This is a genomic window from Streptomyces sp. NPDC051940 (genome assembly GCF_040680895.1).
Taxonomy (GTDB): domain Bacteria; phylum Actinomycetota; class Actinomycetes; order Streptomycetales; family Streptomycetaceae; genus Streptomyces.
Genome location: NZ_JBFAXR010000100.1, coordinates 1 through 24569, shown reverse-complemented (window position 1 = coordinate 24569; position 24569 = coordinate 1). Strand labels below are relative to the sequence as shown.

Sequence of the window (24569 nt, the reverse complement as noted above, 5' to 3'; positions counted from 1 at the left end):
CTCAGTACGTCACCTCCTGCTCGGTGCGGCGCCGGATCACGGTGACCTCGTCGCGCTGGTTGCCCGTGGGGCCGAGGTAGTTGAAGGCCCACGACAGCTGGGCGTAGCCGCCGATGAGATGGCTGGGCTTGAGGATGAGCCGGGTCAGCGAGTTGTGGATGCCGCCGCGTCTGCCGGTCGTCTCGGACTTCGGCACGTTCACCGTGCGGTCCTGGGCGTGGTGCATGTAGACGGTGCCCTGCGGCATGCGGTGGGAGACGACGGCTCGGGCGGCGACCACGCCGTTGCGGTTGACCGCCTCGATCCAGTCGTTGTCGCGTACGCCGATCGCGTCCGCGTCCTGCGGCGACATCCAGATGCTCTGGCCGCCACGGGAGAGGGACAGCATGAAGAGGTTGTCCTGGTACTCGGAGTGGATGGACCACTTGTTGTGCGGGGTGAGATAGCGGACCGTCACCTGCCGCTGCCCGTCCGGCCCGAGGACCGGCTCGCCGAACAGCCGGTTCATGTCCAGCGGCGGCCGGTACACGGGCAGCGCCTCGCCCAGTTCGTGGATCCAGTCGTGGTCGAGGAAGAAGTGCTGGCGGCCGGTGAGGGTGTGCCAGGGCTTCAGATGCTCGGTGTTGAGGGTGAACGCCGTGTAGCGCCGCCCGCCCGACTCGCTGCCGGACCACTCCGGCGAGGTGATGACGGGCACGGGCGCCGCCTGGGTGTCGGCGTACGTGACGCGCTTGCCCTCGTGCTCCGCCGACAGGTGCGCCATCTCGGTGCCGACACGCTCCTCCAGGGAGTGGAAACCCTGGGTGGCGAGACGGCCGTTGGTGGTGCCGGACAGGGCGAGGATGGTGTTGCACGCCTTCACCGCGGTGTCCAGCTTCGGCCGGCCCTCGGGGGTGGCGCCGTTGAGGCGGCGCAGATACTCGACCTCGGCGTCCGGCCTGAAGACCAGGCCCTTCACCGGCAGCCCGAGGTTCTCAACGTTGGGGCCGAGCGAGGCCATCTTGTCGGCCACGGCGGTGTAGTCCCGCTCCACCACCGTCAGCTGCGGCATCGTCTTCCCGGGTACGGGCTCGCACTCCCCGCGCCGCCAGTCCCGCACCACCCCGCCGGGCTGCGCGGTCTCGCCGGGCGTGTCGTGCTGCAGCGGGGTCGCCACCAGGTCCCTGCGGACGCCGAGATGGTCGCGCGCCAGTTCGCTGAAGCGTTTCGCCAGTCCGTTGAAGGCGTCGAAGTCGGTACGGGCCTGCCACGGTGGGTCCACCGCCGGCGTGAAGGAGTGCACGAAGGGGTGCATGTCCGTACTGGACAGGTCGTGCTTCTCGTACCAGGTGGCGGCCGGCAGGACGACGTCCGACAGCAGCGTCGAGGACGTCATCCGGAAGTCGATCGACAGCAGCAGGTCGAGCTTCCCCTCGGGCGCCTCCTCCCGCCACTTCACATCCCTGGGGCGCACCTCCGGCGGCGCCTCCTCGGCGCGCAGGGAGGAGTGGGTGCCCAGCAGATGGCGCTGGAAGTACTCGGCGCCCTTCGCGGAGGAGCCGAAGAGGTTCGCCCGCCACAGGGTCAGCACCCGCGGCCAGTTGGCCTCGGCGTCGGGGTCCTCGCAGGCGAAGCCGAGCCGGCCCGCCTTCAGCTCCCCGACGGTGTACGCGACGGGGTCGTCCTGTTCCCCCAGCTCCAGCGGGTTGCGGTCGAAGGTCGGGTACGACGGCATCCATCCGGCGCGGGCCGACAGGGCCAGGCAGTCGGCGCCGGTCATCCCGTCGAAGCGGCCCTCGCCGAGCGGGGAGGCCAGCACGTCGGCGCGGAAGCGGTCGTAGCGCCACTGGTCGGTGTTGAGGAACCAGTACGCCGTGCCGATCATCTGCCGCGGCGGACGCGACCAGTCGTTCGCCGACGCCAGCGTCGCCCAGCCGGTGACCGGGCGGCACTTCTCCTGGCCGACGTAATGGGCCCAGCCGCCGCCGTTGCGGCCCTGGCAGCCGGTGAGGGTGAGCAGGGCCAGAAAGCCCCGGTAGATGGTCTCGGAGTGGAACCAGTGGTTCGTCCCCGCGCCCATCAGGATCATGCAGCGGCCCTCGGACTTCTCCGCCGTACGGGCGAACTCCCGTGCGACGCGCACCGCCTGTGCCGCGGGCACCGAGGTGTGCTGCTCCTGCCAGGCCGGAGTGCCGGGCGACGAGGCGTCCTCGTACCCCCGGGGCCACTGTCCGGGCAGGCCGTCGCGGCCGACGCCGTACTGGGCGAGCAGCAGGTCGAGCACGGTCGTCACCAGCCGCCCGTCGGCCAGCCGCACCGCCGGCACGCCGCGCGCCACGGTCTCACCGCGGCCCTGGCCGTGCTCGCCGCCGTCGGTGTCGAAGCGCGGCAGCAGGACCTCGGTGCCGGTCGCCGCCACCATCCCGTACAGCGAGAGCCGGGGCACCCGGCCGCCCAGGTCCAGGTTCCACCTGCCCTTGCCGGACTCCGTCCAGCGGAAGCCGAGCGAGCCGTTCGGCACCACCAGCTGGCCGTTGTCCTCGTCCAGCACGACCGTCTTCCACTCGGCACCCTCGTCGCGGTCGCCGAGATCGGAGGCGCGCAGGAACTTCCCAGGTACGCGGCTGCCGTGCCGCTCCTCCAGCGTCACGAGGAACGGCAGGTCGGTGAACTTGCGCGCGTAGTCATGGAAGAACGGCACCTGGCGGTCCACGTAGCACTCGCGCAGAACCACATGGCCCATCGCGAGTGCGAGCGCGCCGTCCGTGCCGGGGTGCGGGTGCATCCACTCGTCGGCGAACTTGGTGTTGTCGGCGTAGTCGGGCGAGACCACCACGACCTTCTGGCCGCGGTAGCGGGCCTCGGCCATCCAGTGCGCGTCCGGGGTGCGGGTCACGGGGACGTTCGAGCCCCACATGATCAGATACGCGGCGTCCCACCAGTCGCCGGACTCCGGCACGTCCGTCTGGTCGCCGAAGACCTGCGGGGACGCCACAGGCAGATCGGCGTACCAGTCGTAGAACGACAGCATCGGCGCGCCGATCAGCGAGTGGTAGCGGGCACCTGCCGCGTGCGACACCATCGACATCGCCGGGATCGGGGAGAAGCCGGCGATCCGGTCCGGCCCGTACTCCTTGATCGTGTGCACCTGCGCGGCGGCGACGATCTCCACCGCCTCGTCCCAGGTGGCCCGCATCAGCCCGCCCTTGCCGCGCGCCCGCTGGTAGCGGCGCCGCCGTTCCGCGTCGGCCTGGATGTCCGCCCAGGCCAGCACCGGGTCGCCGCCCACGCGGCGCTTCGCCTCGCGGTACATCTCCAGCAGCACGCCGCGCACGTACGGGTAGCGCACGCGGGTCGGCGAGTAGGTGTACCAGGAGAAGGCGGCGCCGCGCGGGCAGCCGCGCGGTTCGTACTCGGGGCTGTCGGGGCCCACCGACGGATAGTCGGTCTGCTGGGTCTCCCAGGTGATGATCCCGTCCTTGACGAAGACCTTCCAGCGGCAGGAGCCGGTGCAGTTGACGCCGTGGGTGGAGTTCACGACCTTGTCGTGGCTCCAGCGGTCGCGGTAGAAGACGTCGCCCTCGCGTCCGCCCGTCCTCGTCACGCTGCGCAGGTCGGGGGAGACCTCGCCGCGCGTGAAGAACCGGCCGGTGCGCAGCAGCAGTTCACCGGCCGTGCCGTCGATTCCCGTCATGGACCCTCCCTCGGCCGGCCCGCTGTGTGGCGGCCCTTCACCGGGACACTGTGAGCGGGGGCCCACACCTGATTGAAGGGCCGGAAGACCCCTACCGCTCGGCCGGATGGGCCGAATGGAGTGATGCCACAAGGCCGCCGGATCTGTAGGCTGAGCTGCGGGTCCGTGACCGGCGGCTGCGCCGGACGGGCGTACATACACCGCCGCGCGGTGTGTTGGCGTCGCCCGGGACACGTGTCGCGTGACGATCATCCAATGCGACGAATTGTCACACTTACGGGAGCAGTGACCGCTTTCTGTCTGGGCGTGACCGTACCGACGGCCGCAGCCGAGGGGCCCGCTCCGGGCGACGACGACAAGAACACCCTCCAGGCCGCGAAACGCGAGGTCGACCGGCTCTTCACGGAGGCCGGCCGGATCACCCAGCAGTACGAGTCGGCGCGGCGCGCCGTCACCCGTCAGCAGACGAAGATCGACCGCCTGGCCGTCCGGGTCCGCGACCAGCAGCGCCGGCTCAGCCGGCTGCGCGGCGAACTCGGCCGGGTCGCGGCACAGCAGTACCGCACCGGCGGCGAGGCGTCGGCGATGGGCTCCACCGCGCAGTTCATGCTCTCCGACGACCCGTCGGAGTTCCTCGACCGCGTCTACCTCGCCGACAAGGGCGAGCGGGCCGCGGGGCAGCTGCTGCACCACACGCGGATGGCGGAGGCGCGGCTGGAGGCCGAGAAGGCCCGCGCGGGCCAGGCGCAACTGGAGCTGGAACACGAGCTGTACGTCCAGCAGCGGGCGAAGCAGGCGCTCGAGCAGAAGCTGCTGCGGGCCCGCACCACGCTGGAGCGGCTGGAGGCCACGGCCCTCGCCGCGGCGCGCAAGCGCAGCGGGGGGTGCGCGGAGTGGGTGCGCAGCGTGCCGTTCAGCGTCGGGGCCGGGGACACGGCGGACGGCAAGCCGTTCGTGGCCAGCAACTGGCTGAAGCCCGTGGACAAGTACGAGATCACCTCGCGCTTCGCGCAGACCGGCGAGCACTGGGGGAGCCTCCACACGGGGCTCGACTTCGCGGCGGACGAGGGCCGGCCGGTGCGGTCGGTCGGCTTCGGCACGGTGTACGAGCTGGGCTGCGACGGTGCCTTCGGCAACTCGGTGACGATCCGGCACGACGACGGCTACTACACGTTCTACGCCCACCTCTCCGAGATCGACGCGAAGCCCGGCGAGCGGGTCTTCCCGGGGCAGCACATCGGCCGGGTCGGCTCGACGGGCAACTCCACGGGCCCGCACCTCCACTTCGAGGTCCGGGTCACTCCGTTGTTCGGCTCGGGCATCGACCCCGAACCCTGGCTCCGCGCGAAGGGCGTCACGCCGTAGCCGGACCTCGCGCCTCGATGCGCGGGTGCGCTGCGCGTGCGGTGCGGTGCGGTGAGCGTGCGGTGCCTGCGGTTGCGCTGCGGGGGCTCCGCCCCCGGCCCCCCGAGTCGGCGCTGCGCGCCATCCGGCCTCAAACGCCGGCCGGGCTGTAGTGCGTCCCGCACCCCCCGTGCAGCCGGAGGCGCGCCTTGCCTGACCGATCGCGGTCAGCCGCCGGCGCCGCACCCGGGCCGACGCCCCGCTGCCGGGGCCCGGGGGCAGGCGACCGGGGCCGGCCGGCGGGCAGGGGTCAGGGGAGGTGGACGATCATCTTGCCCGTGTTGTCGCCGCGCAGGACGCCCAGGAACGCGTCCAGGGTGTTCTCCACGCCCTCCGCCACCGTCTCGTTGTACTTGAGCTCCCCGGAGCGGATCCATCCCGCGACGTCGCGGACGAACGCCGGGCGCAGGGCGGCGTGGTCGCCCACCAGCATGCCCTGGAGGCGCAGGCGCTTGCCGATCACCAGGGCCAGGTTGCGCGGGGCCGCGGGCGGTTCGGTGGCGTTGTACTGGGCGATCATGCCGCAGATCGCCGCTCGGCCGTGGACGTTGAAGGAGCTGAGCGCCGCCTCGAGGTGCTCGCCGCCGACGTTGTCGAAATAGACGTCGATGCCGTCGGGGGCCGCCTCCTTCAGCTGCGCCGCGACCGGCGCCGACTTGTAGTTGAACGCCGCGTCGAAGCCGTACTCCTCGACGAGCAGCTTCACCTTCTCGTCCGAGCCCGCGCTGCCGATCACCCGCGAGGCGCCCTTCAGCCGGGCGATCTGGCCGACCTGGCTGCCGACGGCACCCGCCGCGCCGGAGACGAAGACCGCGTCGCCCTCCTTGAAGGAAGCCACCTCCAGCAGACCCGCGTACGCCGTCAGGCCCGTCATGCCCAGCACCCCGAGGTACGTCGAGAGCGGGGCCAGGTCCGGGTCCACGGCCGTGGCGTGGCCGGCGGGGACCGTGGCGTACTCACGCCAGCCGAGGCCGTGCAGGACGTGGTCGCCGGGCGCGAAGCGGTCGTCACCCGAGGCGACGACGACGCCCACCGCGCCGCCGTCCATGGGCTGGTTCAGCTTGAAGGGCGGGACGTAGGACTTCACGTCGTTCATGCGGCCGCGCATGTACGGGTCCACGGAGAGGTAGACGTTGCGGACCAGGATCTCGCCCTCGCCGGGAGCCCGCACCGGGGCCTCGACCAGCGCGAAGCCGTCGGGCTGCGGCCAGCCGTGGGGACGGGCGGTGAGGTGCCATTCGCGGGATACTTCAGGGAGTGAAACAGTCATGGGGATAATGTTTCATGGAGTGAAGTAAAACGGTAGTCTGGGGGCTATGACACGCCGCACAGCCCCGGACCAGGTCACCGTCGAGGTCGTCGAGCTCTTCGGCGAGGTCGTCGCCCGCTACCACGCCGAGTACGACCGGGCCGCCGCCGCCCAGTCCCTCACCGGCGCCGCCGCCCGTGTGCTGTCGCTGCTCACCCTGGAGCCGCTGCCCATGCGGCGTATCGCCACCCGGCTGAAGTGCGAGCCGTCCAACATCACCGGCATCGTCGACCGGCTGGAGGCCCGGGGCCTGGTGGAGCGGCGGGCGGACCCCGGCGACCGGCGGGTCAAGCTCGCGGCCCCCACCGAGGAGGGCCTGCGGGTGGCCGCCGAGCTGCGGGAGTCCCTGGACTTCGCCCGCGAGCCGCTGGGCGCCCTGGCGCCGGAGGAGCGCCTCGTGCTGCGCGGCCTGCTGCGCCGCATGGCGGACGCCTGACCGGTCCCCCCGGCCCCTGCGGCGCGGCGACCGTGCACCCCCCGGGGGGCCCGTCCTGAGCTGCGCGCCGCCCGATCAGGCCCCAGAGTTAGTGGGGTGAACGACCGGTCCGGCCCCTCCCCGTCGGCTGAGCTGCCCCCCGACTGGCCAGCCCACCCGGACCTCGGCCGCGCCATGTCGCTGAACCGGATGGGCACCTTCCTCTGGGACCTCCAGACCGGTCTGATGCCGATGGACGCCGCCGCGCTGGAGGTCTTCGACCTGCGGCCCGACGAGTACGACGGGCAGCCGGGCACCCTGGGCAGCCGGGTCCCGGCCAGCGAGGGCTACCGGCTCGACGGGCTCGTCTCCCGCGCCCTGAAGGACGGCTCCGCCAGCTACGGCGCGTACTTCCGCATCCGCTGCCGCGACGGCACCCTGCGCTGGACCCACACCCAGGGCTCCATCCAGCGCGACGACGACGGCCGGCCGGTGCGGATCATCGGCATCGTGCGGGACGCGACGCTGGAGCTCACGTACTCCGCCGCGCAGCTCGCCCTCGACCAGGAGCGGGCCCGGCAGACGTCCGTCGTCGAGTCCACCACCGCCGCCCTCGCCCACGCCCGCACGGTGGGCGAGGTCATCGACGTGCTCGACGGGCCCGAGGGGCTGAAGCGCCTCGGGGCCTCCAACGTGATCATGGGACTGGTCGAGGCCGGCCACATCACGCTGATCGCCGAGGGGCAGGCGGGCAGCTTCGCGGCGGGAACGGAGTTCACCCGGGTCACGGACCCGCTCCCGATGAGTGACGTCGTACGGACCCTGCGGCCGCTGTTCGTGCTCTCGCGCGAGGAGTTCAAACGGCGCTACCCGCGGCTGTGGCCGTACATCGAGCCGCGGAACATCGACTCCGGCGCGTATCTGCCGCTGATCGCCGAGGGGCGGGCGATCGGGGTGCTCGGGCTGTTCTACCAGGACAAGTCCACCTTCAGCCCCGAGGAGCGCAATCTGCTGATCGCCCTGACCAGCAGCATCGCGCAGAGCCTGCAGCGGGCCACGCTCTTCGACCAGGAGCACGACCTCGCCGAGGACCTGCAGCAGGCGATGCTGCCGCGGTCGATCCCCGAGCTGGCGGGGGCGGAGGTCGCCGTGCGGTACCGCTCGGCGGGGTCCGGGCGCGACATCGGCGGCGACTGGTACGACGTGATCCCGCTGCCCGGGGGGCGGGTGGCCGCGGTGATCGGGGACGTACAGGGGCACGACACGCACGCGGCCGCGGTGATGGGGCAGCTGCGGATCGTGCTGCGCGCGTACGCCGCGGAGGGGCACGCTCCGGCGACGGTGATGGCGCGCGCCTCCCAGTTCCTGCACGACCTGGACACGAGCCGGTTCGCCACCTGCTGCTACGCCGAGGTGGACCTCGAGTCCGGGGCGATGCGGATCGTGCGCGCCGGGCACATCGATCCGCTCATCCGGCACCGGGAGGGGACGGCGCGCTGGCTGTCCGTGCCCGGCGGACTCCCGCTCGGGCTGTCGGCGGACTTCGGGCGGCTGGAGTACCCGGTGACGCGCATCGACCTCGAACCCGGCGACACGCTGCTGCTGTGCACGGACGGGCTGCTGGAGCAGCCCGGGGCGGGGCTCGACGAGGGCATGCGGCACTTCGCGGGCCTGGTCGGGTCCGGGCCGTACGACCTGGGCGGGCTCGCGGACCGGCTCCTCGACGTCGTCGACGCGCGGGGGGCGGAGGACGACATGGCACTGCTGGCGCTGCGCCGCGAGGGGCCCGCGGGCACGGTCGACGTGGGCGGGCGGCTCACCCAGCACATCGCGCCCGCGGACCCGGAGGGGCTGTCGGCCGCGCGTCACATGATCCGCGCGGCGGTACGGGCGTGGGGCGCGGGTGACCGGTCGGACGAGGTGGAGCTGGTCTCCGACGAGCTGATCACCAACGCGCTGCTGCACACGGACGGCCCGGCGGTGGTGACCGCCCGGATGCCCTCCGGGACTCCCGGCCCCCGGATCCGGGTGGAGGTGGCGGACCAGTCGAGCGCGATGCCTCGCCGGCGGGAGCCGGGAGAGTCGGGGGTGTCCGGCCGCGGTCTGCTGCTAGTGGACCGCCTGGCGGACGTGTGGGGAGTGGAGGCCCGGGGGTCAGGCAAGGTGGTGTGGGCGGAGTTCGCGCTGTAGCCCCGCAGCCTCCCGCAGCGGCGGCTCCACCCCCGCGTACGCGCCTGAACGTCGCTCGTCCCCAAACGCCGGACGGACTGGGGGCGGACCCCGGCCCTGCCCCGCCCCGGCCACCCACAACCGAAGGCGCCGACGTCAGGCAAGCGAACCAGCAACGGGCGGCGTGTGGGTGGGGGCAACCCCCGCGCCGAAGGCGCGGGGCGGCGCCGCCACCCGAAGCGATCCGCCCACCCGGGCAACCCGAGGGCGCCGAACGCGAAACCCAACCACCGGGCGCGGCGGCCCCCGCGCAGCGGGACCGCACCCCCCGACGGACCGCCAAACGCGCAGCGCAACGCCCACGTCGATAGGCTTCACCCGTGTCCGAGCGTCGTAAGCGAAGGCTGCGCGCCTTCGGCATGCCAGCCAAGCGCCCCACCCCGCCCCCGGCACCCGCGGAGCCGGAGACGGAGCCCGCGGGACCGGCGGAGCCGGAGCCGTACCCGCAGGCGAGCAGCGTCGTCACGGCGGCGCTGTACGACGACGGGCAGCGCATCAGCACCCCCGGCGACCTCGCGGACACCTTCCGCCAGCTCCGCGAGAAGCCCGGCGGCATGGCCTGGATCGGCCTCTACCGGCCGACCCCGGCCGAGCTGCACTCCCTGGCCGAGGAGTTCGACCTCCACCCCCTCGCGCTGGAGGACGCCCTGGAGGCCCACCAGCGCCCCAAGCTGGAGCGTTACGGCGAAACCCTCTTCGTCGTGCTGCGCGCCGCCCGCTACCTCGACGACATCGAGGAGGTCGACTTCGGCGAGCTGCACGTCTTCGTCGGCCGCGACTTCGTGATCACCGTGCGGCACGGCGCCGCCCCCGACCTGGCCGCGGTCCGCCGCCGTATGGAGCACAGCCCGGAGCTGCTCAAACGCGGTCCGGAGGCCGTGCTGTACGCGATCCTCGACGCCGTCGTCGACGGCTACCTGCCCGTGGTGGCCGGCGTGGAGAACGACATCGACGAGATCGAGAACGAGGTCTTCGGCAGCGCCCCCGGCGTCTCCCGCCGTATCTACGAGCTCTCCCGCGAGGTCGTGGAGTTCCAGCGCGCCACCCGCCCGCTGCACCGGATGCTCGGCGGGCTGTCGGCGGGCTTCGAGAAGTACGGCATCGAGGACGAGCTGCGCCGCTATCTGCGCGACGTCGCGGACCACGCCACCCACGTCACCGAGCGCGTGGACGCGTTCCGCTCCGCGCTGCAGGACATCCTCACCGTGAACGCCACCCTCGTCAGCCAGCAGCAGAACGAGGAGATGAAGGCCCTGGCGGAGGCCGGCCACGCGCAGAACGAGGAGATCAAGAAGATCTCCGCCTGGGCGGCCATCCTCTTCGCGCCCACCCTCGTCGGCACGATCTACGGCATGAACTTCGACCACATGCCCGAACTCCACTGGACGCTGGGCTACCCGTTCGCGGTGGCGCTGATGGGCGTGGTCTGCCTCAGCCTGTACCTCGTCTTCAAGAAGCGCGACTGGCTCTGAAACACAACCCCGGACGACCAGGCAGGACGGGACAGGGATAGCCTCCCTTCAACAAACTGTTGAAGGGAATCCGTATGCCCATCACCACCGCAGACGTCCTCTACACCGCCACGGCCACCGCCGAGAACGGCCGCGACGGCCGGGTGGCCACCGACGACGGCCGCCTCGACGTCGTCGTCAACCCGCCCAGGGAGATGGGCGGATCCGGCGCCGGAACCAACCCCGAGCAGCTCTTCGCCGCCGGCTACAGCGCCTGCTTCCAGGGCGCCCTCGGCGTCGTCGCCCGCAACGAGGGCCTGGACGTCTCCGGCGCCACGGTCACCGCCGAGGTCGGCATCGGCCGGGGCGAGGACGGTTTCGGTATCCGGGTGGCCATCACCGCCCGGATACCGGCCCTCGACCCGGCCGCCGCCCGCGACCTGGTGGCCAGGGCCCACCAGGTCTGCCCGTACTCCAAGGCCACCCGCGGCAACATCGAGGTCACCCTCGACGTGCGGTGACCCGGACGGGACGCCCGGCGGCCGGCCGGTCCGCCGCCGGGCGGGACGTCCACACGCCCTCCCCGCGCGTCCACCCCGGCAGCCGCGTCCCGCACTCGCGCGCCGCCCGCGCCGGGACCTCGCCCGCCACCAGCCACGCCCCGTGACCGGGCGCCGTCTCGCGGACCTCCGCGCCCAGCCCGGACAGGCCCGCCACCACCGCCGCCAGCGCGTCGGCCGGGACCTCCGCCTCGAACGCCAGATACGGCTCGTACACCCGGGTGCCCGCGCGCCGCAGCGCCTCGGCCAGGACGAGCGGCGTCAGTGTGCGGAAGTCGCCGGCGGTGCTCACCGGGGCCACGAAGCCGGAGCGGATCATCGTGACCCGTACGTCGGTCACCGCCCAGCCGTGCGGCCCGGTGTGCAGCGCCTCGTACACCGAGTCCTCGACGGCCTGGTGGAAGGCGCGGGGCAGCGCGCCCAGCTCCGTCTCGTAGCGGAAGACGGCGCCCGAGCCGCGCGGGCCGGGCTCCACCCGCAGGCCCACCGTGGCGAACGGGTCGGCCGGGCCGCGCCGTTCGACCTCGCGGACGTGGGAGCCGGTGCCGGCGGGCCGCTCCAGACACACCGTGCGCGGGGGCTCGAAGTCCGCCGCGATGCCGTATTCGGCGGCCAGGGTCGCCTCGATGATCTCCTGCTGGACCTCGCCGTACAGCAGCACCGACGTATGACCGCCGGCCGCCGGGCGGGCGTGGATCAGCGGATCCTGCTCGGCCAGCGCCAGCAGCGCCGCTCGCAGCCGCCCGGCCTGCTCCGGGTCCTTCGCCCGTACGACGGTCTCCAGGCCCGGGGGCGTGAACAGCCCGCCCGTACCGGGGTCTTCGCCGAGCACGTCCCCGACCCGCACGCCGGGGACGCCGCGCACGGCCGCGATGTCGCCCGCCGTCAGGACGGTGCCGGAGCCGACCACGTCCACGGAGGTGGGCCGACCCGCGAGGGTCTCGACCGAGCCGTCCGCCTGCCGCCTGCGGAACTCCAGCGGCTGCCGCGCCCGCACCTCTCCCTCGAAGAGCCGCAGATACGCTGTGCGCGCCCCGCCGGACGTGCGGTTCACGGAGAACACCACGCCCCGCGGCGCGGGCCCGCGATCCGCCGCACGGGAACCGGACCGCGGCGGGATCCACCGGACGATGCCCTCCATCAGCTCCGCCACCCCCTGCCCGCCGAGCGCCGAGCCGACGTACAGCGGATGCAGCGAGCCGTCGGCCGTGCGCCGGGCCAGCGCGCGCGTCAACTGCCCGGGCGTGGGCGGGGGTCCGTCCACGTACCGCGCGAGCACCGCGTCGTCGGCCTCCGCCAGCACCTCCGGATCCGGATCGAGGCGTACGACCCCGGCGCGCGGCGTGCCCGGCGCCGACGGGGCGGTCAGCGGCAGCACATGGGGCGCCAGCAGCCGGCGGATGTCCGCGAGCAGCTCCGCGTCCCGGGCGCCGGCCCGGTCGATCTTGTTGACGAACAGCAGCGTGGGCAGGCGCAGCCGCCGCAGCGTGCGCATCAGCACGCGCGTCTGCGCCTGTACGCCCTCCACGGCCGACAGCACGAGCACCGCGCCGTCGAGCACGCCGAGGGCCCGCTCCACCTCCGCGATGAAGTCGTGGTGGCCGGGTGTGTCGATGAGGTTGACCTGCACGTCCCCGATGGTGAACGGGGCCACGGCGGTGCGGATCGTGATGCCGCGCTGCCGCTCCAGCTCACCCGTGTCCGTACGGGTGTCGCCGGCGTCGACGCTGCCGAGCCGGTCGATGGCGCCGCCGTCGTACAGCAGGCGCTCGGTGAGGCTGGTCTTACCGGCGTCGACGTGGGCGAGGATGCCCAGGTTCAGGGTGGTGCGCGGGCGGGACGGGTGCATGGCGGGCGGTGTCCTTCGAAACGATCGCGGAATGGGGGCGCTGGATCGTTCCGAGGACGCGCATGCGGTGCTCCTGGCTCGCGGGGCAGTGACGCGGCCATGGTGGCAGGGAGGTGGGGCGGCGGGGCAACCGGTTTTCCGCCGTGCGGGTGAGCCGGTGCGCGGGGGGCTCAGCGCACGCCGAACCCGTACACCGTCGCCGACCGGTGCACCTCGCCCGGCCGCAGCACGGTGGACGGGAAGTGCGGCTGGTTGGGGGAGTCGGCGAAGAACTGCGTCTCCAGGGCGACGCCGTCCGTCGCCCGGTACACGCGGCCCGAGGTGCCCGTGAAGGAGCCGTCGAAGTAGTTGCCGGTGTACAGCTGCAGGCCCGGCGCGGTGGTCGCGACGGTCATCGTGCGGCCCGAGGCGGGGGAGTGCAGCTCGGCCACGGGCACCGGCTCGGCGGTCACGCCCTTGTCGAGCACGAGGTTGTGGTCGTAGCCGTGCCCGAGCAGCAGCTGCGGATGCCCCGCGCGGATGTCCGCGCCGACCGGCTTCGGCGCGCGGAAGTCGAACGGCGTCCCGTCGACCGGCGCCAACTCGCCGGTGGGCGTGCCCGCGGGCCCGTTCGGGGTGTAGTGCCCGGCGTCCAGCCGCAGCACGTGCGCCTCGGCGCTGCCGCCGCCCTCGCCGTCGAGGTTGAAGTAGCCGTGGCTGGTGAGGCTGACGACGGTCGGGGCGTCGGTGGTCGCCTCGTAGTCGATGCGCAGCGTCCCGTCGCCGCCCACGGTGTACGTCACGGCCACCTCGACGGTCCCCGGGAAGCCCTCCTCGCCGTCGGGGCTGGTGCGCCGCAGGGTGACGGCCGCGTCGCCGGCGGCCTCGGCGGTCCACACGCGCCGGTCGAAGCCGTGCTCGCCGCCGTGCAGGCAGTTGGCGCCGTCGTTGGCGGGCAGCCGGTACTCGCGCCCGTCGAGGGTGAAGCGGGCGCCGGCGATGCGGTTGGCGTACCGCCCGATGACCGCCCCGAAGTACGGCCCGGGCTCCGCCCGGTACCCGTCCAGGTCCGGCATCCCGAGCACGACGTTCGCCACCTCGCCGTCCCGCCCCGGCACGGCCAGCCGGTGCACGATCCCGCCGTAGGTCAGCACGTCGGCCCGCACACCCCCGGCCTGCAGGGTCCAGCACTCGATGGGCGTGCCGTCGTCGAGCTTGCCGAAGGGGGAGGTCGAGATCATGACCCCACTCTAGGGGGCCAGGCCCAGACCAACGCGCCCGCCCGCGCGACGTTCGCGGTGTCCAGAGATCCTTGTCGGCCGCGGCCCGCGACCCGGCCGCACGCACCCGGATTTGGCGCCGAACGGCCCCGTCCGTTCCGGGATGCCGTGAAGTAGCCTGCGAGAAGATCCCGGCCCGCCGGCCCGGACCGATCCCGCCCCATCCCCCGAGGGGAGCCCCGCATGCTGATGGCCGTCATCACCGTCCTCGGCACCCTCTGGGTGCTGCTCTTCCTCCTCGTCGCGAGACGCCGCCGCACGGCCCGCGGTGTGGGCGCGGTGTACCTGCAGGCCATGGACGAGCTCTTCCACCCCAGTGGACTGCAGGTCCAGGAGCAGCGGGAGCGCCAGTCGCAGCTGCGGGACGACGAGGGCGACGGCGCCCCGCCCGCGCACAGCACGGTCGACCTCGACCGGGGCCGGGCGGTCATCCGGCGCGACCGGCCATGACCAGGATCCGCAACCACGGCGCCCTGGGCCTGCACGCCGTGCTCGGCGTACTAGCCCTGACCGCGTGCCTGTTCCTGCAGATCCGGTACGGGTGAGCCGCGGGAACGCCCTCAGCCGCGCCCGTAGAGCTCGATCTTGAAGTCGAGGACCGCCAGCGTCGCCTGCAGATCCGCGATGTGCTGACGTACGTCCTCGCGGTGCCGCACCAGCAGCTCCTGCCGGCCGGCGAACGTGTGGTCGCCCTCCCGCACCAGCTCCGCGTACCGCACCATGTCCGCCACCGGCATCCCGGTCAGCCGCAGCTTGCCGACGAACCCCAGCCAGCCCAGGTCCTCGCTGTTGTAGCGCCGCTGCCCCGTGGCCGAGCGGTCGACGCGCGACATCAGCCCGATCCGCTCGTACCAGCGCAGCGTGTACGCGCTGAGGCCCGTGATCGCGGACACCTCGCTGATGGTGTAGTTGTCCTGGCCGTCCGGCCGCGGCTTCGGCACGGTCTCGGACACGCACTGGTCGACCTTGGCGACGGCGGCGGACTCGGTCACTGCGGCGGTGTCGGTCACGGTCATGGCCCCCACGCTAGAGACTTGGAGTGCACTCCAAGCAAGCACCCTACGGCGACGGACGCCCGCCGTGCTCCCGCCGCCCGCCATCCGGACCGGGGACGTTAACCTCGACAGCATGGAGAGTCTGCGGATGATCGAGAACTGGCCGGTCCGGACGGCGGCCGCCGCCGTCGTACGCGCGGACGGCACCGTCGCCGCCACGCACGGTCCGCAGGACCACCGCTTCTACCTCGCCTCGGTGACCAAGCCGCTGGCCGCGTACGCCGTGCTGGTCGCCGTCGAGGAGGGCGCCGTCGAGCTGGACGAGCCGGCCGGCCCGGAGGGCTCGACCGTACGCCATCTGCTCGCGCACACCTCCGGCCTCGGCTTCGACGAGCCCCGGATCTTCGCCGCGCCCGGCAACCGCCGGCTCTACTCCAACGCCGGCTTCGAGGCGCTCGGCGACCATCTCGCCAAGGCCACGGACATCCCGTTCGCCGAGTACCTGCGCGAGGCGGTGCTCGTACCGCTGGGCATGACCTCGACCACCCTGGAGGGCTCCCCGGCCAAGGACGGCCACTCCACGGCCGCGGACCTGGCCCGCTTCGCCGCCGAGCTGCAGGCGCCGCGGCTGATCAGCGGGCAGCTGCACACCGAGGCGACCTCCGTCGTCTTCCCCGGACTGAAGGGCGTCCTGCCCGGCTACGGGCACCAGAACCCGAACGACTGGGGCCTGGGCTTCGAGATCCGCGACGGCAAGTCCCCGCACTGGACGGGCTCGGCGTCCTCCCCGCGCACCTACGGCCACTTCGGCCAGTCGGGCACGTTCCTGTGGGTCGACCCCGACGCGCGGGCCGCGTGCGTAGCGCTCACGGACCGCCCGTTCGGCGAGTGGGCGTCCGAGGCATGGCCGCCGTTCACGGACGCGGTGCTGGCGGAGCTGGCGTAATGCGCTAGCCGAACTCCGGCCCCGCCGCGTTCATCTCCCACACCAGTACCTCCGCCGCCCCCGCGGCCGTGAGTTCCAGCCCCTCCGACCCGGCGACCCGCGCCGCGTCGCCGGCGCGGACCGGCTCGCCGTCCAGCACCACCGTGCCGCGCACCACGTGCACGTACACCCAGGGCGCGTCGGGCAGGGCAGTGCGCTCGCGGTCGACCAGTCGCCGCACGTGCAGCATCGCGCCGGCGCGCTCCACGGCCAGCGGGGTGCCGTCGGCGATGCCGCGGACCAGCTCGTACGCCGGTCTGCCGCCCGGTTTGCGGGGCATCAGCCACATCTGTACGAAGCGCAGCGGGCCGTCGCCGTCGTTGCGCTCGACGTGCTTGACGCCCTTGCCGGTGCTGAGGTGCTGGACGTCGCCGGGGCGGACGACATGCCGGTTGCCCTTGGAGTCGCGGTGGGTCAGCTCGCCCTCGACGACCCAGGTCACGATCTCCATATCGCGGTGCTGGTGCTCGTCGAAGCCCGAACCGGCCTTCAGCCGCTCCTCGTTGCACGCGACCAGCGCCCCGAAGCGCACATTGGACGGGTCGTAGAACCCGGAGAACGAGAACGCGTGCAAGGACTCGATCCCCGCCGCCTCGTCCCCGCCCCGATACCGACCCTCGCCCCGCCGCACCTGAATCACCCGCTCACGGTACGCCGTCACGCGGCCACGCTCACGTAACCGCGCCCGGCGGACGCCGAGTTCACGCCCGGTGGGCTCAGCCCAGCACCCGCCCCACGGTCTCGCGTATCCCCGCCGCGTCCGTCACCGCGTCCTCCTTCGGCCACCACGCCCGGTTCCCGATCACCGGGACCGCCGCGGGCAGGTCGCCGCGCAGCTCCGCCGGGCCGTACGGCGCGGGCTGCGGGGAGTCGCCGATCGGCACCGCCGCGAGGGGCGCCGGGTCCGGGGCGCCCGGCGGCGGGAAGAGCACCAGCCACGCCCTGAACGCGCGCGGCTCCTGCAGCGCGACGTAACGCACCTCACACCGCGCCCCGCCGCTGACCGCGTCCGCGTACGACTGCAGCCGCGGTATGCCCCTGCGGAAGTCCACCCACAGGCCGAGGCCCAGGAAGAACCCGAGCGCCCCGACGCCCGCCGCGGCACCGATCCCCGAACCCCGCGCGACCAGCACCGCGCCGGGGACCACCGCGATCAGCAGCAGCACCGCGCCCGCCGCCTCCAGCAGGCTCGCCTCCTGCCGCAGCGCCCGGACCCGGTACCACGGGCCCGGTGTGAACTGCGCCTCCACCGGCTGCGCGGGCGCGAGCACGCGCCCACGGTGCGCGGGCTGCCGGGCGGCCGCCTCGGCCAGTCCCTCGTACGTCAACTCCACGGCCAAACCCCCGACTCGGCGACCGGACGACGACAGTGGTACCGGCCGCGCCGCCCGCTCGGCAACCCCCTGTGCACAACCGCCGGGCCGGCCGCGGACGCTCCGTCCACAGCCGTGGGCGCCGTACCCGCAGCACGGGCCTACCCTTGGACGCGTGCCCGAACCCGAAGCCCCGCGCAGCGACCACTCCCACGCGGCCACGCTCAAGCGACTGGAGAAGTCGTCCGGCGAGCTGGCCGCCGCCGCCATCGCCCGGATGGACGAGCAGCTGCCCTGGTACCGGGCCATGCCGCCGGAGCACCGCTCCTGGATCGGCCTGGTCGCCCAGGCGGGCATCGCCGCGTTCACCGAGTGGTTCCGGCACCCCGAGACCCCGCAGGCCATCAGTACCGACGTCTTCGGCACCGCCCCGCGCGAGCTGACCCGGGCGATCACGCTGCGGCAGACGGTGGAGATGGTCCGTACGACCATCGAGGTCATGGAGTCGGCCATCGACGAGGTCGCCGCCCCCGGCGACGAGTCCGTGCTGCGCGAGGCCCTCCTGGTCTACGCCCGCGAGATCGCCTTCGCCACCGCCCAGGTCTACGCCCAGGCCGCCGAGGCCCGCGGCGCCTGGGACGCCAGGCTCGAGTCCCTGGTGGTCAACGCCGTGCTCTCCGGCGAGGCCGACGAGGGCGCGCTGTCCCGCGCGGCGGCGCTCGGCTGGAACAGCCCCGAGCATGTGTGCGTGGTCCTCGGCACCGCCCCCGACGGCGACAGCGAGCTCACCGTCGAGGCCATCCGCCGCGCCGCCCGGCACGCGAAGCTGCAGGTCCTGACCGGTGTGCTCGGCGACCGGCTGGTCGTCATCGCCGGCGGCAGCCCCGATCCGCTGAAGGCCGCCAAGTCCCTCATCGGCCCGTTCGCCCGCGGCCCCGTCGTCGCCGGCCCGGTCGTCGGCGACCTGCTCGCCGCCACGAAGTCCGCCCAGGCCGCCGCCGCGGGCCTGAAGGCGTGCGGCGCCTGGCAGGACGCGCCCCGCCCCGTCCTCGCGGACGACCTCCTGCCGGAGCGCGCGATCGCCGGAGATCCGGCCGCCCGCGAGCAGTTGGTGGAGGAGATCTACAGACCGCTGGAGGAAGCCGGTTCGGCCCTCCTGGAGACCCTGAGCGTCTATCTGGAGCAGGCGAGCAGCCTCGAGGGCGCCGCCCGGATGCTCTTCGTCCACCCCAACACCGTCCGCTACCGGCTACGACGTGTGACGGACGTCACGGGCTGGTCGCCCTCGGATGTGCGATCGGCGTTCACCCTCCGTATCGCCCTGATCCTGGGCCGACTGACGGAGACGGACCCCCAGTCGTAGACTTTTGTTGGACTCCAACAAAGTGCCCAGAACTTCTTCGTCCCCGTCCCCACGGGCGCGAGGGGGCCCGCTCAAGAGAAGGTGTGAGGGTGCTCGTACTCGTTGCTCCCGGCCAGGGCGCCCAGACGCCCGGCTTCCTGACTCCCTGGCTCGACCTTCCCGGCCTCTCCGAGCGCCTGGGCGCCTGGTCCGACGCCGCCGGTATCGACCTCGTCCGCTACGGCACGACGGCCGACGCCGACGAGATCCGTGACACCGCCGTGGCACAGCCGCTGCTCGTCGCCGCCGGCCTGGTCTCCGCGTACGCCCTCTTCGGCGACGACCTCGTCGGCGCCGTCAAGGAGCAGACGGGCGCCGTGGCGGGCCACAGCGTCGGAGAGCTGACCGCCGCCGCCCTGACCGGCGTGCTGAGCCCCGAGGAGGCCCTGCGGCTCGTCCGCGAGCGGGGCCTGGCGATGGCCGAAGCCGCCGCCGTCACCGAGACCGGCATGTCCGCCGTCCTCGGCGGCGACCCGGACGCCGTGGTCGCGCATCTGCAGGGCCTCGGGCTCACCCCCGCCAACATCAACGGCGGCGGCCAGATCGTCGCCGCCGGCACCGCCGCGCAGCTCGCCGCGCTCGCCGAGGACAAGCCGGAGAAGGCCCGCGTCATCCCGCTGAAGGTCGCCGGCGCCTTCCACACCACGCATATGGAGCCCGCCGTGGCCACCCTCGCCGCCAAGGTGAAGGAGCTGACCCCGGCCGACCCGGCGACGCCGTACGTCTCGAACAAGGACGGCCAGGTCGTCACCTTCGGCCAGGAGGTCGTCGACCGCCTCGTCGGCCAGGTCGCCAACCCGGTCCGCTGGGACCTGTGCATGGAGACCTTCACCGCCCACGGCGCCACCGCCCTGGTGGAGCTGCTCCCCGGCGGCACCCTCACGGGTCTCGCCAAGCGCGCCATGCGCGGTACGAAGACCGTCGCGCTGAAGACCCCGGACGACCTCACGGCGGCCCGGGAAGCCATCGAGGAGGCCCGCGCATGAGCGCGAAGATCAAGCCCAGCAAGGGCTCCCCGTACGCGCGCATCCTCGGGGTCGGCGGCTACCGCCCGACCCGGGTCGTGCCCAACGAGGAGATCCTGAAGTACATCGACTCCTCCGACGAGTGGATCCGCTCCCGCTCCGGTATCACCACCCGCCACTGGGCGAGCGACGAGGAGACGGTCGCGGAGATGTCCATCGCCGCCGCCGGCAAGGCCGTCGCGGACGCGGGCATCAGCGTCGAGGACATCGACGCGGTGATCATCTCCACCGTCTCGCACTTCAAGCAGACCCCGTCGATCGCCACCGAGATCGCCCACCGCCTCGGCGCGGGCAAGCCGGCCGCGTTCGACATCTCCGCCGCCTGCGCGGGCTTCGGCTACGGCCTCACCCTCGCCAAGGGCCTGATCGTCGAGGGCAGCGCCAGCCACGTCCTCGTGGTCGGCGTGGAGCGGCTGTCCGACCTCACCGACAAGTCGGACCGCGCCACCGCCTTCCTCTTCGGCGACGGCGCCGGCGCGGTCATCGTCGGCCCCGCCCAGGAGCCCGGCATCGGCCCCACGGTCTGGGGTTCCGAGGGCGACAAGGCGAACACCATCACCCAGACGGTGGGCTGGGACAAGTTCAACGTCGGCGACGTGGCCCAGCTGCCCGTCGGCGAGAACGGCGAGCTGAAGTTCCCCGCCCTCACACAGGAAGGCCAGACGGTCTTCCGCTGGGCGGTGTTCGAGATGGCCAAGGTGGCCCAGGAGGCCCTGAAGGCCGCCGGGATCACCGCGGACGACCTGGACGTCTTCATTCCGCACCAGGCCAACATGCGGATCATCGACTCGATGGTGAAGACTCTGAAACTGCCGGAGCACGTCACGGTCGCCCGTGACATCGAGACCACTGGCAACACCTCGGCCGCCTCGATCCCGCTCGCGATGGAGCGGCTTCTGGCGACCGGACAGGCGAAGAGCGGGGACCTCGCTCTCGTCATCGGCTTCGGGGCGGGACTCGTCTACGCCGCGACGGTCGTTACCCTCCCTTGAGTCCGACCCCTCCCACCAGCCCGACAACGGGCTCTACGAAGAGAACCAAGAAGGAGCGCCACATGGCCGCCACTCAGGAAGAGATCGTCGTCGGTCTCGCCGAGATCGTGAACGAGATCGCCGGGATCCCGGTCGAGGACGTCCAGCTGGACAAGTCCTTCACCGACGACCTGGACGTCGACTCGCTGTCCATGGTCGAGGTCGTCGTCGCCGCCGAGGAGCGCTTCGACGTCAAGATCCCCGACGACGACGTCAAGAACCTCAAGACCGTCGGCGACGCGACCGATTACATCCTCAAGCACCAGTCCTGAGCCTCCGCGGGGCTCAGGGGCCGGCTGACCGGACCCGGGGCCCCGCGGGCTCCGGTCCCGCAAGGCCGAGTCGCTGATCGCTGTCGCCACCGTGCGGCGGCGCCGTTTCCCTCAACACCTGGAGAGATCATCCCGTGAACGCGACCAATCGCACCGTGGTCGTCACCGGTATCGGCGCAACCACACCGCTGGGTGGCGACAGCGCATCCACCTGGGACGGCCTGCTCGCAGGCCGCTCCGGCATCACCAAGCTGGAGCAGGACTGGGCCGCCGAGCTGCCCGTGCGCATCGCCGGCCAGATCGCCGTCGAGCCCACCGAGGTCATCCCCCGCCCGCAGGCCCGCAAGCTGGACCGCTCCGCGCAGTTCGCGCTGATCGCGGCCCGCGAGGCCTGGGCGGACGCCGGTTACACCGGCAAGGCCGGCGAGGACGGCCACATCGCCCCCGAGCGCCTGGGCGCGGTCATCGCCTCCGGCATCGGCGGCGTCACCACGCTGCTGGGCCAGTACGACGTACTCAAGGAGCAGGGCGTACGGCGGGTCTCGCCGCACACCGTGCCCATGCTGATGCCGAACTCGCCCTCGGCGAACGTCGGCCTCGAGGTGAACGCCCAGGCGGGCGTGCACACCCCCGTCTCCGCCTGCGCGTCCGGCGCCGAGGCCATCGGCTACGCGATCGAGATGATCCGCACCGGCCGCGCCGACGTCGTCGTCGCCGGCGGCACCGAGGCGGCGATCCACCCGCTGCCCATCGTCGCCTTCGCCAACATGATGGCGATGTCGAAGAACAACGACGAGCCCACCAAGGCATCCCGCCCGTACGACAAGGCCCGTGACGGCTTCGTCCTCGGCGAGGGCGCCGGCGTCATCGTCCTGGAGTCCGCCGAGCACGCCGCCGCGCGCGGCGCGAAGATCTACTGCGAGGCCGTCGGCCAGGGCCTGTCCGCCGACTCGCACCACATCGCCCAGCCGGAGCCCACGGGACGCGGCGTCGCCGCCGCTGTGGAGAACCTGATGGCGGAGAACGAGCTCGACGCCGCGGAGATCGTGCACGTCAACGCGCACGCCACCTCCACCCCCCAGGGCGACGTCGCGGAGATCAAGGCGCTGCGCAAGGTGCTGGGCGACGACCTGGCCCACATCGCCGTCTCCGCCACCAAGTCGATGACCGGCCACCTCCTCGGCGGCGCCGGCGGCATCGAGACGGTCGCGACGGTGCTGGCGCTGCAGAACCGCCTCGCCCCGCCGACGATCAACATCGACAACCTGGACGACGAGGTCGACGCGACGCTCGTCTCCGCCGAGGTCCGTCCGCTGCCGGAGGGCCGTATCGCCGCGCTGAACAACTCGTTCGGCTTCGGCGGCCACAACGTGGTGCTGGCGTTCCGGACGATCTGACCGTCCGTCCGCCGACGCGAAAGGGCGCCTGGGGCCTTCGGGCTCCGGGCGCCTTTTGCCGTGTACGGCGGTCCCGCCGGGGGTTGCGTTACGGCGTTGAGGTGGGAGGCGCGTTACGGCGTTGAGGTGGGGGTCGCGTTACGGCGCTGAGATGGGCGTAGGGGCGAAAACCGGCCAGACGGGGGCGCACACGCCCCGCACAGGGGCCGCACGCCGCCCGCGGGGGAGCCTCACACCACCTGGTGGAGCCACCGCACGGGAGCGCCCTCACCGGCGTAGCGGAAAGGTTCCAGCTCGTCGTCCCAGGGCTTGCCGAGCAGCTTGGAGATCTCCGCCTCCAGCTCCGACTCGCCGCGCGCGGAGCGCGCCATCGCGGCCCGCAGCCGGTCCTCGGGGATCAGGATGTCGCCGTGCAGTCCCGTGACGGCGTGGAAGATGCCCAGGTCGGGGGTGGCGGAGAAGCGCTCTCCCTCGGCGCTCGCGCAGGGCTCGGCGGTGACCTCGAAGCGCAGCAGATGCCAGCCGCGCAGCGCGGACGCCAGCTTGGACGCCGTACCGGGCTCGCCCTGCCAGGAGAACTCCGCGCGCCAGGTGCCGGGCGACGCCGGTTGCCGGATCCAGTCCAGGCTCACCCGGCAGCCGAGGACTCCGGCGACGGCCCATTCGACGTGCGGGCACAGCGCGCGCGGTGCCGAGTGCACGTACAACACTCCACGTGTCGTCACCTGGACCTCCGATTCGAGACGGCCGCAGCTCCCCAGGGTTGCCTAGAGTAAACACTTCCGGGGCGGAATGCAGTCAAACAGGACACGATGTGACTCCGTGTCATCTCCGTCGTGAAACGCTCCCCGGTCGCTGGGGAAAAACTACCGTGCCGGACGCGTCCGCGAGTGTCGTACCGTCGGTACGGGGAGGGGCCGACGTCCGTTCGGGGGAGGCCCCGTGGCGCGAAAGGGCACAGGGATGCGGATGTGGCGGAAGGGCCTGGGCGTACGGAGCGTGACCGCGGTGGCGGGTGTCACGGCCCTGCTGGCGCTGGCCGGCTGCTCGGCGGGCGACCCCAACGCGGAGGCCAGGGCGGCGACTTCACCCCCCGCCCGCGCGAAGGCGTCCCCCAGGCCGAAGGGCCCGCAGTGGGACACCTCGCCCGGTTCCCTCGCCGCGCTCGGCGACTCGATCACCCGGGGCTTCGACGCGTGCGACGCACTCGCGGACTGCCCCGAGGTGTCCTGGGCGACGGGCACCTCCGGCGACGTCGACAGCGTCGCCGCGCGCCTCGGGACCCCCGCGAACCGGGTCTGGAATTTCGCCCGAACGGGCGCGCAGATGGACGACCTCCCCGCCCAGACGGATGAGGCGATCGCCCGTAAGCCGGAGCTGGTGACGATCCTGATGGGCGCGAACGACGCCTGCGTCACCACCCCGACGGCCATGACGTCGGTCGGCACCTACCGGCAGACGTTCGCCTCGGTCCTGGCCGAACTGAGGCAGCGCCTGCCGAAGACCCAGGTCTACGTCTCCAGCGTGCCGAACCTCGAACGCCTCTGGAAGGTCGGCCACAACAACGAGATGACGCGCAGGATCTGGTCCCTCGGCATCTGCCAGTCGATGCTGAAGTCCCCCGTCTCCTTCGACCCGCAGACCGTCAACCGCCGCACCGCGGTCCTCGACCGGGTCCGCGCCTACAACGAGGCCCTGCGCACGGAGTGCGCCAAGCACCCCCTCTGCCGCTACGACGAAGGCGCCACGTTCACCTTCGCGTTCACCCCGTCCCACCTCAGCAAGTGGGACTACTTCCACCCGAACAAGTCGGGCCAGGGCGAACTGGCGGAACTGGCGTACGACAGGATCACGGGCGGCGCGTAGACGGCGGGCACAACGGGGCCGTGACCTCCCCGCGTGCGGGCCGATGCGCTGGTTGAGCCGCGTCTCGAAGGAGACGTAGTCGTGCACGGCCCGCTTGCTCATCTGCGCCAGCTGGATCTCGACGACGAGCTCCG

General features: G+C 72.7%; 21 protein-coding genes. 13 read left to right on the top strand and 8 right to left on the bottom strand.

Features of this window, described 5'->3' with window-relative positions; all coding sequences use genetic code 11:
- Position 1: 1 nt before the first annotated feature.
- Positions 2 to 3673, bottom strand: a complete 3672-nt coding sequence (locus tag AB0M28_RS29780; protein ID WP_365411733.1) for a nitrate reductase subunit alpha — start codon at positions 3671 to 3673, stop codon at positions 2 to 4.
- A gap of 306 nt (positions 3674 to 3979) precedes the next feature.
- Between AB0M28_RS29780 and AB0M28_RS29775 the strand changes: the two genes are divergently transcribed.
- Entirely contained in the window at positions 3980 to 5038 is a 1059-nt protein-coding gene (locus tag AB0M28_RS29775; RefSeq protein ID WP_365411730.1) for a peptidoglycan DD-metalloendopeptidase family protein, read from the top strand.
- A 289-nt stretch (positions 5039 to 5327) separates the two neighbouring features.
- Here the strand turns inward: AB0M28_RS29775 and AB0M28_RS29770 are convergent, their stop codons facing one another.
- On the bottom strand, positions 5328 to 6347 hold the full coding sequence (locus AB0M28_RS29770) for an NADP-dependent oxidoreductase (RefSeq protein ID WP_365411727.1): 1020 nt from the start codon (positions 6345 to 6347) through the stop codon (positions 5328 to 5330).
- A 46-nt stretch (positions 6348 to 6393) separates the two neighbouring features.
- Here AB0M28_RS29770 and AB0M28_RS29765 point away from each other — a divergent pair, with 46 nt between their 5' ends.
- The 4 genes from AB0M28_RS29765 to AB0M28_RS29750 all read left to right on the top strand — a co-directional run bounded on the left by AB0M28_RS29765 (position 6394) and on the right by AB0M28_RS29750 (position 11002).
- Positions 6394 to 6822 (top strand): MarR family transcriptional regulator, encoded by a 429-nt coding sequence (locus AB0M28_RS29765; protein ID WP_365411724.1) that lies wholly within the window; start codon positions 6394 to 6396, stop codon positions 6820 to 6822.
- Between the two features lie 174 nt (positions 6823 to 6996).
- Complete coding sequence (locus AB0M28_RS29760) at positions 6997 to 8991, top strand: SpoIIE family protein phosphatase (RefSeq protein WP_365411768.1); 1995 nt, start codon at positions 6997 to 6999, stop codon at positions 8989 to 8991.
- 398 nt (positions 8992 to 9389) lie between these two features.
- Positions 9390 to 10502, top strand: coding sequence for a magnesium and cobalt transport protein CorA (locus AB0M28_RS29755; RefSeq protein WP_365411765.1), 1113 nt, complete (start codon positions 9390 to 9392; stop codon positions 10500 to 10502).
- Between the two features lie 74 nt (positions 10503 to 10576).
- Positions 10577 to 11002: an organic hydroperoxide resistance protein gene (locus AB0M28_RS29750; protein WP_365411721.1), complete on the top strand. Its 426-nt coding sequence runs from the start codon at positions 10577 to 10579 to the stop codon at positions 11000 to 11002.
- Here the strand turns inward: AB0M28_RS29750 and otr(A) are convergent.
- Positions 10983 to 12890: a tetracycline resistance ribosomal protection protein Otr(A) gene (otr(A), locus tag AB0M28_RS29745; protein WP_365411718.1), complete on the bottom strand. Its 1908-nt coding sequence runs from the start codon at positions 12888 to 12890 to the stop codon at positions 10983 to 10985. The genes AB0M28_RS29750 and otr(A) overlap by 20 nt on opposite strands.
- A gap of 170 nt (positions 12891 to 13060) precedes the next feature.
- A complete protein-coding gene (locus tag AB0M28_RS29740) occupies positions 13061 to 14110 on the bottom strand; it encodes an aldose epimerase family protein (RefSeq protein ID WP_365411715.1) in 1050 nt (349 codons plus the stop codon).
- Between the two features lie 222 nt (positions 14111 to 14332).
- Between AB0M28_RS29740 and AB0M28_RS29735 the strand changes: the two genes are divergently transcribed.
- Entirely contained in the window at positions 14333 to 14599 is a 267-nt protein-coding gene (locus AB0M28_RS29735) for a DUF6191 domain-containing protein (protein WP_365411713.1), read from the top strand.
- Between the two features lie 110 nt (positions 14600 to 14709).
- On the opposite strand, the gene AB0M28_RS29730 is transcribed toward AB0M28_RS29735, so the two are convergent.
- Positions 14710 to 15165: a MerR family transcriptional regulator gene (locus tag AB0M28_RS29730; protein ID WP_365411710.1), complete on the bottom strand. Its 456-nt coding sequence runs from the start codon at positions 15163 to 15165 to the stop codon at positions 14710 to 14712.
- A 112-nt stretch (positions 15166 to 15277) separates the two neighbouring features.
- Between AB0M28_RS29730 and AB0M28_RS29725 the strand changes: the two genes are divergently transcribed.
- Positions 15278 to 16090 carry a serine hydrolase domain-containing protein gene (locus AB0M28_RS29725; RefSeq protein WP_365411707.1) on the top strand — a complete coding sequence of 271 codons (813 nt, stop codon included), beginning with the start codon at positions 15278 to 15280 and terminating at the stop codon, positions 16088 to 16090.
- A gap of 4 nt (positions 16091 to 16094) precedes the next feature.
- Here AB0M28_RS29725 and AB0M28_RS29720 read toward each other — a convergent pair whose 3' ends face one another.
- Both AB0M28_RS29720 and AB0M28_RS29715 read right to left on the bottom strand, forming a co-directional pair.
- Positions 16095 to 16769, bottom strand: coding sequence for a pirin family protein (locus AB0M28_RS29720; protein ID WP_365411763.1), 675 nt, complete (start codon positions 16767 to 16769; stop codon positions 16095 to 16097).
- 76 nt (positions 16770 to 16845) lie between these two features.
- Entirely contained in the window at positions 16846 to 17463 is a 618-nt protein-coding gene (locus AB0M28_RS29715) for a hypothetical protein (RefSeq protein WP_365411704.1), read from the bottom strand.
- Between the two features lie 154 nt (positions 17464 to 17617).
- On the opposite strand from AB0M28_RS29715, the gene AB0M28_RS29710 reads away from it, so the two are divergent.
- The 5 genes from AB0M28_RS29710 (at position 17618) to fabF (ending at position 22569) form a co-directional block, all read left to right on the top strand.
- The gene (locus AB0M28_RS29710; RefSeq protein WP_365411702.1) at positions 17618 to 18805 is read left to right on the top strand and encodes a helix-turn-helix domain-containing protein; all 1188 of its coding nucleotides are present in this window, start codon (positions 17618 to 17620) and stop codon (positions 18803 to 18805) included.
- Positions 18806 to 18894: 89 nt separating this feature from the next.
- Positions 18895 to 19830, top strand: coding sequence for an ACP S-malonyltransferase (locus AB0M28_RS29705; RefSeq protein ID WP_365411699.1), 936 nt, complete (start codon positions 18895 to 18897; stop codon positions 19828 to 19830).
- The gene (locus tag AB0M28_RS29700; RefSeq protein WP_365411696.1) at positions 19827 to 20861 is read left to right on the top strand and encodes a ketoacyl-ACP synthase III; all 1035 of its coding nucleotides are present in this window, start codon (positions 19827 to 19829) and stop codon (positions 20859 to 20861) included. Before AB0M28_RS29705 ends, AB0M28_RS29700 begins: the two co-directional genes overlap by 4 nt.
- 62 nt (positions 20862 to 20923) lie before the next feature.
- Positions 20924 to 21172 (top strand): acyl carrier protein, encoded by a 249-nt coding sequence (locus AB0M28_RS29695; RefSeq protein WP_365411693.1) that lies wholly within the window; start codon positions 20924 to 20926, stop codon positions 21170 to 21172.
- 134 nt (positions 21173 to 21306) lie between these two features.
- Positions 21307 to 22569: a beta-ketoacyl-ACP synthase II gene (fabF, locus tag AB0M28_RS29690; protein WP_365411690.1), complete on the top strand. Its 1263-nt coding sequence runs from the start codon at positions 21307 to 21309 to the stop codon at positions 22567 to 22569.
- Positions 22570 to 22799: 230 nt separating this feature from the next.
- Here fabF and AB0M28_RS29685 read toward each other — a convergent pair whose 3' ends face one another.
- Positions 22800 to 23294: a DUF3145 domain-containing protein gene (locus AB0M28_RS29685; protein ID WP_365411687.1), complete on the bottom strand. Its 495-nt coding sequence runs from the start codon at positions 23292 to 23294 to the stop codon at positions 22800 to 22802.
- Between the two features lie 217 nt (positions 23295 to 23511).
- Between AB0M28_RS29685 and AB0M28_RS29680 the strand changes: the two genes are divergently transcribed.
- Positions 23512 to 24435 carry a GDSL-type esterase/lipase family protein gene (locus tag AB0M28_RS29680; protein WP_365411684.1) on the top strand — a complete coding sequence of 308 codons (924 nt, stop codon included), beginning with the start codon at positions 23512 to 23514 and terminating at the stop codon, positions 24433 to 24435.
- Positions 24436 to 24569: the final 134 nt, after the last annotated feature.

Excerpts from the sequence above, each read along its gene's own strand:
- AB0M28_RS29780 (WP_365411733.1), bottom strand. The coding sequence starts at position 3,673 with ATGACGGGAATCGACGGCACGGCCGGTGAACTGCTGCTGCGCACCGGC.
- AB0M28_RS29770 (WP_365411727.1), bottom strand. The coding sequence starts at position 6,347 with ATGACTGTTTCACTCCCTGAAGTATCCCGCGAATGGCACCTCACCGCC.
- AB0M28_RS29765 (WP_365411724.1), top strand. The coding sequence starts at position 6,394 with ATGACACGCCGCACAGCCCCGGACCAGGTCACCGTCGAGGTCGTCGAG.
- AB0M28_RS29760 (WP_365411768.1), top strand. The coding sequence starts at position 6,997 with ATGTCGCTGAACCGGATGGGCACCTTCCTCTGGGACCTCCAGACCGGT.
- AB0M28_RS29755 (WP_365411765.1), top strand. The coding sequence starts at position 9,390 with ATGCCAGCCAAGCGCCCCACCCCGCCCCCGGCACCCGCGGAGCCGGAG.
- AB0M28_RS29750 (WP_365411721.1), top strand. The coding sequence starts at position 10,577 with ATGCCCATCACCACCGCAGACGTCCTCTACACCGCCACGGCCACCGCC.
- AB0M28_RS29740 (WP_365411715.1), bottom strand. The coding sequence starts at position 14,110 with ATGATCTCGACCTCCCCCTTCGGCAAGCTCGACGACGGCACGCCCATC.
- AB0M28_RS29735 (WP_365411713.1), top strand. The coding sequence starts at position 14,333 with ATGCTGATGGCCGTCATCACCGTCCTCGGCACCCTCTGGGTGCTGCTC.
- AB0M28_RS29730 (WP_365411710.1), bottom strand. The coding sequence starts at position 15,165 with ATGACCGTGACCGACACCGCCGCAGTGACCGAGTCCGCCGCCGTCGCC.
- AB0M28_RS29725 (WP_365411707.1), top strand. The coding sequence starts at position 15,278 with ATGGAGAGTCTGCGGATGATCGAGAACTGGCCGGTCCGGACGGCGGCC.
- AB0M28_RS29700 (WP_365411696.1), top strand. The coding sequence starts at position 19,827 with ATGAGCGCGAAGATCAAGCCCAGCAAGGGCTCCCCGTACGCGCGCATC.
- AB0M28_RS29695 (WP_365411693.1), top strand. The coding sequence starts at position 20,924 with ATGGCCGCCACTCAGGAAGAGATCGTCGTCGGTCTCGCCGAGATCGTG.